Annotated in this window: 10 protein-coding genes; 7 read left to right on the forward strand and 3 right to left on the reverse strand. The window is 61.8% G+C overall.

From position 1 onward, the window contains the following. Positions 1-133 precede the first annotated feature (133 nt). The 5 genes from cyoA to C3Y91_RS03935 are packed head-to-tail and all read left to right on the forward strand — an operon-like array spanning position 134 to position 5,224. On the forward strand, positions 134-1,318 hold the full coding sequence (gene cyoA, locus C3Y91_RS03915) for a ubiquinol oxidase subunit II (protein ID WP_018071544.1): 1,185 nt from the start codon (positions 134-136) through the stop codon (positions 1,316-1,318). Between the two features lie 42 nt (positions 1,319-1,360). Continuing rightward, complete coding sequence (gene cyoB, locus C3Y91_RS03920) at positions 1,361-3,364, forward strand: cytochrome o ubiquinol oxidase subunit I (protein ID WP_075224635.1); 2,004 nt, start codon at positions 1,361-1,363, stop codon at positions 3,362-3,364. A gap of 5 nt (positions 3,365-3,369) precedes the next feature. Then, positions 3,370-3,990, forward strand: a complete 621-nt coding sequence (gene cyoC / locus C3Y91_RS03925) for a cytochrome o ubiquinol oxidase subunit III (RefSeq protein ID WP_168575032.1) — start codon at positions 3,370-3,372, stop codon at positions 3,988-3,990. Continuing rightward, complete coding sequence (gene cyoD, locus C3Y91_RS03930; protein WP_018482589.1) at positions 3,987-4,388, forward strand: cytochrome o ubiquinol oxidase subunit IV; 402 nt, start codon at positions 3,987-3,989, stop codon at positions 4,386-4,388. Before cyoC ends, cyoD begins: the two co-directional genes overlap by 4 nt. Next, complete coding sequence (locus tag C3Y91_RS03935; RefSeq protein ID WP_425523603.1) at positions 4,385-5,224, forward strand: SURF1 family protein; 840 nt, start codon at positions 4,385-4,387, stop codon at positions 5,222-5,224. Before cyoD ends, C3Y91_RS03935 begins: the two co-directional genes overlap by 4 nt. Here the strand turns inward: C3Y91_RS03935 and C3Y91_RS03940 are convergent. The 3 genes from C3Y91_RS03940 to C3Y91_RS03950 form a co-directional block, all read right to left on the reverse strand. Next, complete coding sequence (locus tag C3Y91_RS03940) at positions 5,219-7,147, reverse strand: hybrid sensor histidine kinase/response regulator (protein ID WP_168575034.1); 1,929 nt, start codon at positions 7,145-7,147, stop codon at positions 5,219-5,221. The genes C3Y91_RS03935 and C3Y91_RS03940 overlap by 6 nt on opposite strands. Positions 7,148-7,215: 68 nt before the next feature. Continuing rightward, positions 7,216-8,622, reverse strand: a complete 1,407-nt coding sequence (locus C3Y91_RS03945; RefSeq protein ID WP_168575035.1) for an FAD/NAD(P)-binding protein — start codon at positions 8,620-8,622, stop codon at positions 7,216-7,218. Between the two features lie 352 nt (positions 8,623-8,974). Continuing rightward, positions 8,975-9,592, reverse strand: a complete 618-nt coding sequence (locus C3Y91_RS03950; RefSeq protein WP_130665840.1) for a flavodoxin family protein — start codon at positions 9,590-9,592, stop codon at positions 8,975-8,977. Positions 9,593-9,858: 266 nt separating this feature from the next. Between C3Y91_RS03950 and C3Y91_RS03955 the strand changes: the two genes are divergently transcribed. Both C3Y91_RS03955 and C3Y91_RS03960 read left to right on the forward strand, forming a co-directional pair. Beyond that, on the forward strand, positions 9,859-11,667 hold the full coding sequence (locus tag C3Y91_RS03955; RefSeq protein WP_168575071.1) for an ABC transporter ATP-binding protein: 1,809 nt from the start codon (positions 9,859-9,861) through the stop codon (positions 11,665-11,667). Positions 11,668-11,762: 95 nt separating this feature from the next. Then, on the forward strand, positions 11,763-13,661 hold the full coding sequence (locus tag C3Y91_RS03960) for an ABC transporter ATP-binding protein (protein ID WP_168575036.1): 1,899 nt from the start codon (positions 11,763-11,765) through the stop codon (positions 13,659-13,661). The last annotated feature ends 369 nt before the right edge of the window (positions 13,662-14,030 follow it).

Here is a 14,030-nt window from a genome sequence, read left to right on the forward strand (position 1 = left end):
ATTTCAAAGCTGTAGTGCAACATGATTCTTGCCGCAGTGCGGCATGATTGCTGCACTGCGACCAAACACCTCATGTCGCTATCGGGTCCAGTGCGTTAGTCGCGAACAAACGAAACAACAAGAGCTTAGAGACGTGCCAAAACTCGCGAAGTTTTCCCGCCTTCTATCCGTCTTGCCGCTGCTTTTCCTGGCAGGATGCAACATGGTGGTCATGGCGCCCTCCGGCGACATCGCCATGCAACAGCGCGATCTCATCGTCATCTCGACGGTGCTGATGCTGTTGATCATCATACCGGTGATCTTCCTGACGCTGTTCTTCGCCTGGCGCTATCGCCGCTCCAATACGGCGGCAACCTACGCGCCGGAATGGCACCATTCGACCCGTCTCGAAATCGTGATCTGGGCAGCACCACTGGCAATCATCATCGCGCTTGGCGCCGTGACCTGGATTTCCACCCATAAGCTCGATCCCTACCGCCCGCTCGACCGCCTCGATGCGCAGCGCGCCATCCCGGCCGATACCAAGCCGTTGAACGTCGAGGTCGTGGCGCTCGACTGGAAATGGTTGTTCTTCTATCCCGAGCTCGGCATTGCCACCGTCAACGAACTCGCTGCCCCTGTGGACAGGCCGATCAATTTCAAGATCACCGCCTCCTCGGTGATGAACTCCTTCTACATCCCTGCCCTTGCCGGCCAGATCTACGCCATGCCGGGCATGGAGACGAAGCTGCACGCCGTCATCAACCGGGAAGGCGAATATGAGGGCTTCTCCGCCAATTACAGCGGCGCAGGCTTCTCGCACATGCGCTTCAAGTTCCACGGCCTTACTCAAGACGGGTTTGACGCCTGGGTGGCGCAGGTCAAGCAGCAGGGCACGATGCTCAACCGCGACGCCTATCTGAAGCTCGAGAAGCCGAGCGAGAAGGAACCGGTGCGTTATTATGCCGGCGCCGATGCCGACCTTTACAACGCCATCCTCAACATGTGCGCCACGCCAGGCAAGATGTGCATGAACGAGATGATGCACATCGACATGATGGGCGGCGGCGGCAAGGAAAGTGCGGAGAACCGCGAGAAGCTGCAATATGACGACCGTCATGCCGACGAAGGCATCGTGGCGCCCGCCGCCACCGTGCCGGCGACGGGGGCACCGGCGCGAAGCGAGCCCGCCGAGCGGACCGACGGCAACAGCATGCAGCACGACATGCCCGGCATGCCCGGCATGCCCGGAATGGACATGCAGCATGAGGGTCATTCCATGCCCGGCATGAGCAATGGCGCCGATCCGGCGCCGGCGCAGCTCAACAACAACAATTAACCTGGCGCTTTGCGTCGCAAGACATAATGAACGGGTTGTTCCATGTTTTCCAATCCTGACCTCCTGAAGTTCGTCTTCGGCCGGTTGACCCTCGATGCCATCCCCTATCACGAGCCGATCCTGGTCGTGACCTTCATCGGCGTCGTCATCGGCGCCATCGCGGTGCTCGGCATCATCACCTATTTCAAGTTCTGGGGTCCGCTCTGGCGGGACTGGATCTGCAGCGTCGATCACAAGAAGATCGGCATCATGTATGTGATCCTCGCCGTCATTATGCTGTTGCGCGGCTTCTCCGACGCGATCCTGATGCGCGTCCAGCAGGCGATCGCCTTCAACGGCTCAGAGGGCTATCTGCCGCCGCACCATTACGACCAGGTCTTCACCGCCCACGGCGTCATCATGATCTTCTTCGTGGCGATGCCCTTCGTTACCGGGCTGATGAACTTCGTGGTGCCGCTGCAGATCGGCGCCCGCGACGTTTCCTTCCCCTTCCTCAACAACTTCTCGTTCTGGATGACCACCGCCGGCGCGATCATCATCATGCTGTCGCTGTTCATCGGCGAATTCGCCCAGACCGGCTGGCTCGCCTACCCGCCGCTGTCGGGCGCAGCCTACAGTCCGGGCGTCGGCGTCGATTATTATATCTGGGGCCTGCAGGTAGCCGGTGTGGGAACGACGCTTTCGGGCATCAACCTGATCGCCACCATCGTCAAGATGCGTGCTCCGGGCATGACCTTCATGAAGATGCCGGTCTTCACCTGGACGGCACTCTGCACCAACGTGCTGATCGTTGCCTCCTTCCCGATCCTGACGGCAACGCTCGCGCTGCTGTCGCTCGACCGCTACGCCGGCACGAACTTCTTCACCAACGACCTCGGCGGCAATCCGATGATGTACATCAACCTCATCTGGATCTGGGGTCATCCGGAGGTCTACATCCTCGTGCTGCCGGCCTTCGGCATCTTCTCGGAAGTCGTCGCCACCTTCTCCGGCAAGCGCCTCTTCGGCTACGCCTCGATGGTCTACGCGACCTGCGTGATCATGATCCTGTCCTACATCGTCTGGCTGCACCACTTCTTCACGATGGGCTCGGGCGCCAGCGTCAATTCCTTCTTCGGCATCACCACGATGATCATTTCGATCCCGACGGGGGCGAAGATGTTCAACTGGCTCTTCACCATGTATCGCGGCCGCATCCGCTACGAGGTGCCGATGCTGTGGACGGTCGGATTCATGGTGACCTTCGTCATCGGCGGCATGACGGGTGTCATGCTGGCCGTGCCGCCGGCCGACTTCGTACTGCACAATTCGCTGTTCCTGATCGCACACTTCCACAACGTCATCATCGGCGGCGTTCTCTTCGGCATGTTCGCCGGCGTGAACTACTGGTTCCCGAAGGCCTTCGGCTTCAAGCTCGATCCCTTCTGGGGCAAGATGAGCTTCTGGTTCTGGCAGATCGGCTTCTGGTTCGCCTTCATGCCACTCTATGTCCTTGGCCTGATGGGCGTCACCCGCCGCATGAGCCAGTTCGAGGACCCGTCGATACAGATCTGGTTCATCATCGCCGCCTTCGGCGTCGGCCTGATCGCGCTTGGCATTGCCGCCTTCCTGATCCAGATCGTCGTCAGCTTCATGAAGCGCGAGGAATTGCGCGACGACAGCGGCGATCCCTGGGACGGCCGCACGCTGGAATGGTCGACCTCTTCGCCACCGCCGGAATACAACTTCGCCCTGACGCCTGTCGTGCACGATCATGACGGCTGGTACGACATGAAGAACCGCGGTTATGCGCGTCCGCTGGAAGGCTTCCGGCCGATCCACATGCCGAAGAACACCGGCACCGGCGCGATCCTGTCTGCTATCAGCGTTGCACTCGCCTTCGGCCTGATCTGGTATATGTGGTGGCTGGTGGTCGTCTCCTTCGTCGCCATGCTCGCTGTGGCGATCGGCCATACCTTCAACTACAGACGCGACTTCTACATCCCCGCCGAAGAGGTGACCGAAACGGAAGGCAAGCGAACTGCGCTGCTTGCCGAGCAGGTGTGATGACCATGAGCGATCAGATTATCGACACGGCCGAAAAGCCTGAATTCTACCTGACGGAAGACCATCATCCGGAAAACAGCACCAATCTCGGCTTCTGGCTCTACCTGATGAGCGACTGCCTGATCTTTGCGGTGCTGTTTGCAACACACGGGGTGCTCGGCCGCAACTATGCCGCCGGTCCGTCGCCGGCCGATCTCTTCGATCTGCCGATCGTTGCCCTCAACACCTCGATGCTGCTGTTCTCCTCGATCACCTACGGCTTCGCCATGCTGCAGATGGAGCGGAACGCAAAGGCGGAAACGCTGTTCTGGCTTGCTGTGACCGGCCTGTTCGGCGCGGCTTTCATCGGGCTGGAACTCTACGAGTTCATCCACCTGATCCATGAGGGAGCCGGGCCGACGCGCAGCGCCTTCCTCTCCTCCTTCTTCACCCTGGTCGGCACCCACGGGCTGCACGTCACCTTCGGCATCATCTGGCTGATCACGCTGATGGTACAGGTGTCGATGCACGGGCTGATCGAGGCCAACCGCCGCCGCCTGATGTGCCTATCGATGTTCTGGCACTTCCTCGACGTCGTCTGGATCGGCGTCTTTTCCTTCGTCTACCTGTTGGGAGTTCTCGGATGAGTTCGCAAGCACCTGCACATGAGGACGCCCACGAGGCTCATCACGGCCACAGCCACGGCCATCAGGCCGGCCATGGTACGTTCCGCAGCTACATGACGGGCTTTGCGCTCTCCGTCATCCTCACCGCCATTCCCTTCTGGCTGGTCATGTCAGGCGTCTTCGAAAGCCCGGCGGTGACGGCGGTGCTGGTGATGGGCCTTGGCGCGATCCAGATCGTCGTCCACATGGTCTTCTTCCTGCATATGAACACCAGGAGCGAGGGCGGCTGGACGATCATGGCACTGATCTTCACCCTCATCATCGTCGCCATCGCGCTCTCCGGGTCGCTCTGGGTCATGCATCATCTCAACACCAACATGATGCCAATGAGCCCCGAGATGATGAAGAACATGCCGTGATTGGAACGAAGGGGCGGCGGCAGCGCCGCCCGCAGCGGTTCAGCCCAACAGCGGGTCAGCCCAACAGCGAATCAGGCATGAGCGAGGCTTACTCGGAACAATCGCAAAGGCGGCACTATCAGGTCAAACGCGCGATCTTCGCCGCCTGCCTGATACTGCTTGCCGCAGCACTCGCAGCCCTCGGCACCTGGCAGGTTGAGCGCCTGGCCTGGAAACGCGATCTCATCGCCCGCGTCAACCAGCGTGTGCATGCGCCACCCGTGCCGGCTCCGGCACGCGCCGACTGGAGCAAGGTCAACGCCACCGATGACGAATATCGGCGGGTGAGCGCAGTGGGGACGCTGGCGAACGACAAGGAAACGCTGGTCTATGCCGCAACCGCGCTCGGTCCGGGTTACTGGGTGATGGCGCCGCTGACGCTTGCCGACGGTACATCAATCCTCATCAATCGCGGCTTCGTGCCGACCGAGAGGCGCGACCCGGCCTCGCGCCGCGAAGGCGAACTGTCTGGCCCGGTCGAGATCACCGGGCTGATGCGGATGACGGAGCCGAAGGGATCGCTGCTGCAATCCAATGACGTCGCGGCCGACCGCTGGTATTCGCGCGATGTCGCAGCGATCGCTGAAAAGCGCGGCGTCGCTGCGATCGCGCCCTATTTCATCGACGCCGATGCCACCGCCAATCCGGGCGGCCTGCCCGTCGGCGGCCTCACGATCATCGATTTCCCCAACAACCATCTCGTCTACGCGATCACCTGGTACGGGCTGGCGGCGATGGTGCTTGTATTGCTGGTGTTCATTCTTCGCGGCGACAGAGGGAGCGGATCGCCCCTATGAAGCAATCCGGCTGATCGCCTCGGCGAGCTGCGCCTGCGAGAAGGGCTTGCCGAGACGGGGCAGGTCGACGATGCCGGCTCCTTCAGGGATCTCGGCGTAGCCGGTTGCGAGGATGATCGGCATGTCGGGCCATTCGCTGCGGATCGCCTCGGCAAGCTGCGCGCCCGTCATGCGCGGCATGGCATGGTCGCAAATCACCAGGTCGACCTGCTGCTTGCGCAGGATGTCGAGCGCCTCGGGACCTCCCATCGCCTCGAATACGGTATGGCCGAGATCTTCGAGCATCAGCGTCGTATTCATCAGGACCAGACCGTCGTCATCAACGGCGACGATGCGCAGCCGGCGCGACGCATATTCCTCCTGTTGCGGACGGTCGGCAGCGGCCTCGGTCCCCTGTTCGACCGTTGCGACCGGGAACCATAATTCGGCCGTCGTACCTTCGCCGAGGCTGCTCTTCATCACGAGCCGGCCGCCGGACTGGGACGCAAGGCCCTGCACCATGGAAAGACCGAGGCCGGTGCCCTTGCCGACACCCTTGGTGGTGAAGAATGGGGTGATTGCCTGTTCCAGCGTCTTTGCATCCATGCCCTCACCTTGGTCGATCACCGCGATACGGACATAGCGGCCGGGCGACAGCGGACCCTCGCCTGACGGCAGCGATTCCTCGGAGGCGCGAAGCACGATCCGGCCGCCGGACGGCATGGCATCGCGGGCGTTGACGACGAGGTTCAAGATCGCCATCTCCAGCTGGTTCGGATCGGTCAGGATCGTTGGCAGCCTGACGGGGAAGGAGGTCTCGATCACGGTGAGCGGGCCGAGCGAACGGCTGAGCATATCCATCATGCCGCGCACCAGGCCGGAGACGTCGATCGGCTCCATGTGCAGTTCCTGCCGGCGGGAAAAGGCAAGCATGCGCTGCGTCAGCGCAGCACCACGCTGAGCGCCCTGCATGGCATTGTCGACCAGCGATGTCAGAGAGAGATCTCTCGGCATGCGTTTCTTCAGGATTTCGAGACTGCCGAGGACAGCCATCAGCAGATTGTTGAAATCATGGGCAATACCGCCGGTCAATTGACCGATTGCCTCCATCTTCTGCGACTGGAAAAGCTCTTCTCGAGCCTGTTCCAGTGCCCGCTGGGTCTCCATCTTCTCGGTGATATCGCGGGTGATCTTCGCAAAACCGAGCACATCGCCTTCGTCGTCGCGGATGACGTCGATGACGACGCTGGCCCAAAAACGGCTGCCGTCCTTGCGGACGCGCCAGCCTTCCCGCTCGAACCGACCCTCGGCGCGGGCAAGCCGGAGCGCGGTCTGCGGCACGCCGGCTTCGCGGTCCTCGGGCGTATAGAAAGTCGAGAAATGCCGACCAATGATTTCTTGCGGTCGATAGCCCTTGATCCGCTCGGCGCCGAAATTCCAACTGCTGACATTGCCGTCGGGATCGAGCATGTAGATCGCATAGTCCGAGACGCCCTGGACCAGCCTGCGAAACTGCTCCTCGCTCTGGCGGATCGCCTGTTCGGCCGCCCTGCGTTCGGTCAGGTCGCGGGTGATCTTGGCATAGCCGATGAGTTCGCCGGAGGGACGACGGATCGGATCGATGATCACATGCGCCCAGAAGCAGGTTCCATCCTTGCGCTGGCGCCAGCCTTCCCCCTCGAACCGGCCGTGCTTCTCAGCCGTGGCGAGCGCACGCGCCGGAACTCCTGCGGCGCGGTCCTCTTCCAAATAGAAACGGGAAAAATGCTGGCCGAGAATTTCGGAAGGCCTGTAACCTTTGAAGCGCTGCGCGCCGGTATTCCAGCTGGTGATGATGCCTTCCGGGCTCAGCATATAGATGGCGTAGTCGGTGATGGCATCGACCAGAAGGCGAAAGCGTCCCTCTTCGTCAAGAGACGTGTCATGTCGATTCAATACTTCCATCGGCCCCTCGGAGTCACCAGCGCTTTATAACGCAGCAGGGGGTGGATAGTTCCGAAGCAGTCCGAATTTCAGACGGCCTTGACCTGCGGGTAGAACCGCTCGCCGACACGCTCGGCAGCGGCATAGGCCTGCGAGACGATCTCCGGCACAAGATCGATATCGGGCAGGCTGCCGAGGCCGAGGGGACCGACGGCAAAGAGCCCTGCGACCGTCGAACCGTCCTCGAGGAAGGGCTCGCCGCGCGCATTGACCGCCAGGCCGAGCGAGAGCTCGTCCTGCATGGCGAGGCCGGCCGAAAGCAGGCTTTGCATCAGCGGCGCTGAAAGATCCGGCGCCTGACAGCGGCAATCGATGATGCGCTCGGCATGGATGACCTCCTCGGCAGCGGAACCGGCCGGCGTGAAGAACAGACCGCTCAGGCCCCGGCGGCCGGCCCGGCCGCGGCGCAGCACCGTGCGGCCTTCGGCGAGCTCACGTTTCAGCCGCAGGTGCATGGCTTCCGGCAGGCGGTTGCGATGGCTGTCGTAGATGGCCCTGAGGTGCCGGTTGAACTGATGCTTGTCGCGGGCCGGCAGCGAGCGCCAGAGCGAGCGGGCATGTTTTCTGAGGCCGTTCATCACCGATTGCCAGCTTCGCCCCGCCTCCTCCGCCTCGCGACAGGCTTCACGGATGAAGCGCACGATCTCCGGCAGGCTGTGCGGCAGCGCTTCGGCCGGGAAGACCGGATCGGCGGAATTCGGCGTATGGCTCTGGGGCAGGAAGCCGCGCCGGGAAATAATCGTCACCTGGCCGGCGTAACCGGAATCGCGCAGCTGCAGCAGCTGGTCGACGACGCGGATGCCGCTGCCAAGAAGTACTGCATGCGGCCGCGCGACGAGGCGCTGGGCCCTGATCGGCGAAGCGTCCTCACCGCCCGCATCCGGCACAGTCAGGCCGTAGCCGGTGGCGAGGATCACGGTATCGAACAGCGGATTGGCGGGATTGGCGCTTTCGAGCAGGAAGCGGTTGCCGTGGCTCCTGCGGATCGCCACGACCGGATCGTTGCAGACCTGGACGGTGATATCCCTGCGCGCGGCCAGCGCTTCCGAAAAGCGCTGATAGACATAATCGCTGAAGATCTCCTTTGGCACGAAGATCTGCCGGAATCCCGGAATGGCGGCCGGCACGGCGGCGCGGAAGGCGGCGTTGCTGCAGAGCCAGTCGTTGAAATCGTCATTGTCGCCGACCGAGACCGAGAGATCCCGCACACGGGTGTTGAGGATCGTCGAGGAGCGGACTGAGGCCAGCGCCTGCCCACCGCTGACCGACGAATTCGGATCGAACAGCTGCAGGTGGAAGGGCGCGCGCACCGTCTTCATCAGCGCGATGGCCGTCATCATGCCGGAAAAGCCGCGCCCGACGATCGCAATGCGTGGTACGGCTGATATCTGCGCCGCCGCATTGGCTCTCGCGGAAAAAAGTCCCTGAACCGTCATCGCAACTCCTTTGCGGCTTCATCCGCACCCTGGGTCGATTGAGGTTTCAACGCATAAAACAGCGGTTCATGCGTTGACGAGGTTCATGCGGCCATTCACAACACCTGCCGCGGCACCGGGGTCCGAACCAGCAGCCCCGCAAGAGAACTAGGGGAGCAATCACGCTCGTCCATAGTCTATCAAACTAGTAGTGTATGAAAGCGCTAAATGGCGCAGGTGGCAAGAGCTTTGTTGCCCCATCAATTCAAGCTATTGAAATATAACATATTTTTGAAGTATCCCGTGGAAGTATGGCCGAGTTTTGCACCCGAACTGCGAATTGATCGCTGAAAACGTCGGTTCGACAGCGACCCTAGCTACCCTCTCCCGGATATTGTTTTGCCTTCAGCAGGCTCGCCAGATGCGCCGTGTTGCGCGCCAGCATGTCAACGGCTTTCGTCACGACCTTCGGCACCTTGTCGAGATCGACGAAATTGGTGGAACCCATTGCCTCGCCGACCCAGTAGGCGACCGCATTCGCCGGAATGGTGAAGCCGACGTCGTTCAGCGCCTGGAAGAGCTCGGCCGACACATGATGGGCGCCGTCCTCATTGCCGACGACGGCAACAGCCGCGACCCTGCCATAGGAGACCATACGGCCCTCTTCGTCGGTCTCCTCGAGAAAGGCGTCCATGCGCTCCAGCGCCCGCTTGCAGACGCTGGACGGCTGGCCGAGCCAGATCGGCGTTGCCATCAGCAGGATATCGGCACCCAGCACCTTGGCGCGAATATCCGGCCAGTCATCGCCGGCACCTTCGTCTGAGGTGACGCCCGGCTTGACGTTGAAATCGGCAAGGCGAAGCACTTCGGTCTCAACGCCATGTGCAGACATCGCCTTGTCGATCAGACCGATCATCCGGTCGGTCGAGGACGCATCCTTGGCGTCGCTGGTCTTCAGCGTGGCGTTGAGGGCGAGAGCTTTGAGCGGCATGGGTCTCTCCGGCGGTTGGTATTCGCCTGCTGCAACCCGGTCGCGCACAGATTGTTCCAGCCCGGATGCGAGGAGACCTCACGTAAAAATAACCAACTGGTGAATTCTTTACTTGAACCCCCAAATGGAATCGGCAAAAGTGAAGGTGCTATCAATCCCTTTCATGGATTTGCCGTCTTTTCGGGCCAGCGTCCGACCACACATCTATTGGAAAAAATACCGTGAGCAGCGATGCGTTAATACGCGCGACGAAGCCTTCGGCTTCGATGGCGCTTGCAACTGCGGCAGGCTGGGGCCGAGGCCTCTTCACATTGGTGCGCATCACCATGATGGCCTTCCGCCACCCCTGGCAATCCGGCTTTGCGATCGGCGCCACGCTTGTTGCCTCCACCTTCCAGCTGATGATCCCGCGCCTTCTCGGCCGGGCCGTCGACCACACGCAGATGGCGATGAGCGGCGGTGCGGCGGGCCAGGCGGCACAGGACGCGCTTTTGACGACCGCGCTACTGCTACTCGGCGCCAGTGTGCTGCGCGGCCTCTTCACCATGGTGCAGAACTATTACAGTGAAGCCGTCGGCCATCACATCGGCTACGAGCTGCGGCTGGCCTGCTACGAGAAAATCCAGCGTCTCTCTTTCAGCTTTCACGACACCGTGCATTCCGGCGACCTGATCACCGTCGGCCTGCTCGATCTCGAAGGCGTGCGCATGTATTTCTCGACAGCGCTCGTCCGGATGATCCTGCTGTCGATCCTGATCGGCATCGGCGCCTATATGCTGCTGTCGACCGATGTCGTGCTCGGCCTTCTGGCGCTGAGCTTCGTGCCCTTCGTTGGCTGGCGCTCCTCGGTGACGCAGCTCAGGCTGCGTGCCACCTGGCTCGACCTGCAGGAGCAGCTTTCGGTGCTGACCCGCATCATGGAGGAGAATCTCGGCGGCATCCGCGTCGTGCGCGCTTTTGCCGCCCACGAACACGAGATTTCGAAATTCGAGGCCGCGTCGAAGAGCGCATTGGCGCTTGCACATCAGCGCGTCGGCATCCGCGTCACCAATACCAGCGCCATGACCTTCTCCTTCTTCGCGGCGATGGGCCTGGTGCTCTGGATCGGCGGCGGCAAGGTGATGTCGGGCGAGATCACCGTCGGCACGTTGGCTTCCTTCCTGACCTTCATGACCATCCTGCAGATGCCGGTGCGCCAGCTCGGCCTGATGGTCAACGCCTTTGCCCGCGCCTCCACTTGCGGCTCGCGTCTCTTTGCCCTTCTCGACCTCGACATCGCGATCAAGGATGCGCCGGATGCGAAGGAACTGAGCCTCACCAGCGGCGTGTTGCGCTTCGAGAATGTCAGCTTCGCCTATCCGAGTTCCGAAAAACGCACCGTGCTCCAGGATGTCTCCTTCGAAGCCCGCCGCGGCCAGACGATCGGCATTGTCGGGCCTCCGGGCAGCGGCAAGTCGACGATCGCCCATCTCATTCCCCGCTTCTACGACGTCAGCGGCGGCAAAATCACGATCGACGGCCAGGACATCCGCAAGGCGACGCTGCAATCGCTGCGCAGGGCGGTTGCCGTCGTGCAGCAGGATTCCTTCCTGTTCACGACGACGATCGAAAACAACATCGCCTATGGCGACCCATGGGCGAAGGAAGGCCGCATCGAGCGCGCCAGCGAAAGCGCCCAGCTGCACAATTACGTGCTCGGCCTGCCCACAGGTTACGGCACCGTCGTCGGCGAGCGCGGCGTTTCGCTTTCCGGCGGCCAGCGGCAGCGACTTTCGATCGCCCGCGCGCTGATGCTGAGACCGGCGGTGATGGTGTTCGACGATTCGACGGCGGCGATCGATGCCGCCACCGAACAGCGCATCCGCAGCGCCATGCGCCGCTACGCCGCAGACCGCGTAACGATCATCGTCGCCCATCGCCTGAGCTCGCTGATGCATGCCGACCAGATCCTGTTCGTCGAAGACGGCCGGATCGTCGAACGCGGCACGCATGCGGCGCTGCTTTCGCTCGGCGGGCGTTACAAGGCGCTCTACGACCTTCAGGTGCGGCCGGGCGACGAGGCTTTGAGCGCCTAGCAGAAAGCATATTCCCCCTCCTCCCCTGGGTGGGGAGAGGGGAACGGGTAGTGACTATGCAGGCCACCTGAAGTGTTGGCCGCGGGAGGAATGACATGGCCGAGGAACTGGAAACCGAGCGTCCCGACGTTCGCGAGGATGGACGCCGCCCGCCACGGGCGGTCGTCGGTTCACATCGCGTCGAAGAGGAGATGTTCGGCAAGGCCTTCGACGGCAACATCGTCAAGCGCATCTGGGTCTTCGTCAGCCCCTATCGCCGGCAGGTCCTCTGGTCGGTCGTCGCCGTTTTGACCTTCACGATGATGCAGCTCACCATCCCGCTGATCATCCGCTATGCCATCGACCACGGCATGTCGCCGGGCGGCAGCCCTTCGGCGCTGATCTGGTCGATCGTCGCCTTCACCATTGCCATCCTCATCAACTATGCGGCGAGCTACGCGCAGGAGACGCTGGTCGGCGGCGTGGCGGAAGACGTGCTCTTCGATATCCGCAAGGCGATGTTTTCGCATCTGCAGCGCGTCTCGCTCTCCTTCATGGACAAGACCGAAGTGGGACGGTTGATGTCGCGCCTGCAGGGCGACGTCAACTCGATGCAGGAATTCCTCGAAACCTCGGTGCTCTCCGTCGGCGACATCATGCTGCTCTTCGGCATCGTCTTCGTGATGCTCTATCTCGACTTCAAGTTGGGGCTGCTGACGCTCTCGGTGCTGCCGGTGCTCTTCATCGTCCGGCTGTTCTGGTTGCCGTTGGCGCGCAAGTCCTTCATGGCCGCGCACGAGACCAATTCGGTCGCAAACGGCGCGCTTGCCGAGGCGATCCACGGCGTGCGCGCCGTCCAGAGCATGGACAGGCAGGGCGTCAACTTCACGCTCTACGACGACAAGGCGCATGCCAACCTCGAGACGCATCTGACGGCGGCGCGTTATGCGCAGGTGATGGTGCCGATCGTCGACAGCCTGACGGGCGTGGCGATGGCGCTCGTCATCGTCGTCGGTGGCGCCCGCGTTCTCAATCAGGCGCTCGATGTCGGCGTGCTCGTCGCCTTCCTGTTTTATATCCAGCGTTTCTTCGACCCGATCCGTTCTCTGACCCTGCAATATTCGGTGATGCAGCGCGCCATGGCGTCCGGCCAACGGCTGACCGAGGTGCTTGACGTGCCTGTCGACATCAAGGATGCACCCGGTGCCACGGCGCTGTCGCGCGACATGGACGGCTCGGTGGAATTCAAGGACGTCGTCTTCGGCTACAATCCGAAACATCCGGTGCTGAAACATGTGAGCTTCAAGGTCAATCCCGGCGAGACGGTGGCGCTGGTCGGGCCGACGGGGTCCGGCAAATCGAGCTGCATGTCGCTGATCCATCGCTTTTACGATGTGCAGCAGGGCCAGGTGCTGGTCGGTGGCCATGATGTGCGTGATCTGACGCAGGATTCGCTCGGAGCGCAGATCGCCATGGTGCTGCAGGAACCCTTCCTCTTCACCGGAACGGTCTTCGAGAATATTCGCTACCACATGCACGAGGCGACGCGCGAACAGGTGATCGAGGCGGCGAAGGCCGTTGGCGCGCACGAGTTCATCATGCGCCTGCCGGAGGGCTACGACAGCGTTCTCGGCGAGCGCGGCGGCAATCTCTCGCTTGGCCAGCGCCAGCTTTTAAGCTTTGCTCGCGCGCTGGTGGCGGATGCGAAGATCCTCGTGCTCGACGAAGCGACGGCCAATATCGACAGCTATACCGAGATGCTGATCCAGAAGGCACTGGTGAAGCTGCTCGAAAACCGCACCGGCCTCGTCATCGCCCATCGCCTCGCGACGATCCGCGAGGCGGATCGCATCATCGTGCTGCAGAACGGCGAAATCATCGAAAGCGGCAACCACCACCAGCTGATGAAGAATGGCAAGCTCTATTCGAAGCTCTATAATCTCAACTACGCGTCCTTCGACGACATTCCCGAAGATGTGCTGGAAGAGACGACGGCTGCCCACTCGGCGACCTAGAGCATTTCCGTTTTTCTTCGACGCTCTACAACCGCTTCATTCGCTGGAGCCCACCCGGCGTGTTCGACAGGATTCTCACCGCTTTGGCCGGCGAAGGCCCCCAAGCCCCGAGCATATCATGATCGACGCAACACATCTGAAGGCCCACGCACCGCGGCAAGCCTTCTAAAAGAAGGATGTGCGGTCTGATCTCGCAGCTCCATGCCGTCTGCGATGGTGATGGCCGGCGATCATCATGCTGCTCTCTGAAGGCCAGATGAGCGACCACAAGGGCGCAAGGATCGTGCTCAACGCATTGCCCAAAGCAGTGCCTCATCGCCGATAAGGGCTGCGACAGCACCTGGTTCCCCGAAGAGCTCCTCGCCAGGG

The sequence above is a fragment of the Rhizobium ruizarguesonis genome (assembly GCF_012349115.1).
GTDB lineage: Bacteria > Pseudomonadota > Alphaproteobacteria > Rhizobiales > Rhizobiaceae > Rhizobium > Rhizobium ruizarguesonis.

Bases quoted from the DNA above. Each gene is read 5' to 3' on its own strand.
- cyoB (WP_075224635.1), top strand. From the start codon at position 1,361: ATGTTTTCCAATCCTGACCTCCTGAAGTTCGTCTTCGGCCGGTTGACC.
- cyoC (WP_168575032.1), top strand. From the start codon at position 3,370: ATGAGCGATCAGATTATCGACACGGCCGAAAAGCCTGAATTCTACCTG.
- cyoD (WP_018482589.1), top strand. From the start codon at position 3,987: ATGAGTTCGCAAGCACCTGCACATGAGGACGCCCACGAGGCTCATCAC.
- C3Y91_RS03940 (WP_168575034.1), bottom strand. From the start codon at position 7,147: ATGGAAGTATTGAATCGACATGACACGTCTCTTGACGAAGAGGGACGC.
- C3Y91_RS03945 (WP_168575035.1), bottom strand. From the start codon at position 8,622: ATGACGGTTCAGGGACTTTTTTCCGCGAGAGCCAATGCGGCGGCGCAG.
- C3Y91_RS03950 (WP_130665840.1), bottom strand. From the start codon at position 9,592: ATGCCGCTCAAAGCTCTCGCCCTCAACGCCACGCTGAAGACCAGCGAC.
- C3Y91_RS03955 (WP_168575071.1), top strand. From the start codon at position 9,859: ATGGCGCTTGCAACTGCGGCAGGCTGGGGCCGAGGCCTCTTCACATTG.
- C3Y91_RS03960 (WP_168575036.1), top strand. From the start codon at position 11,763: ATGGCCGAGGAACTGGAAACCGAGCGTCCCGACGTTCGCGAGGATGGA.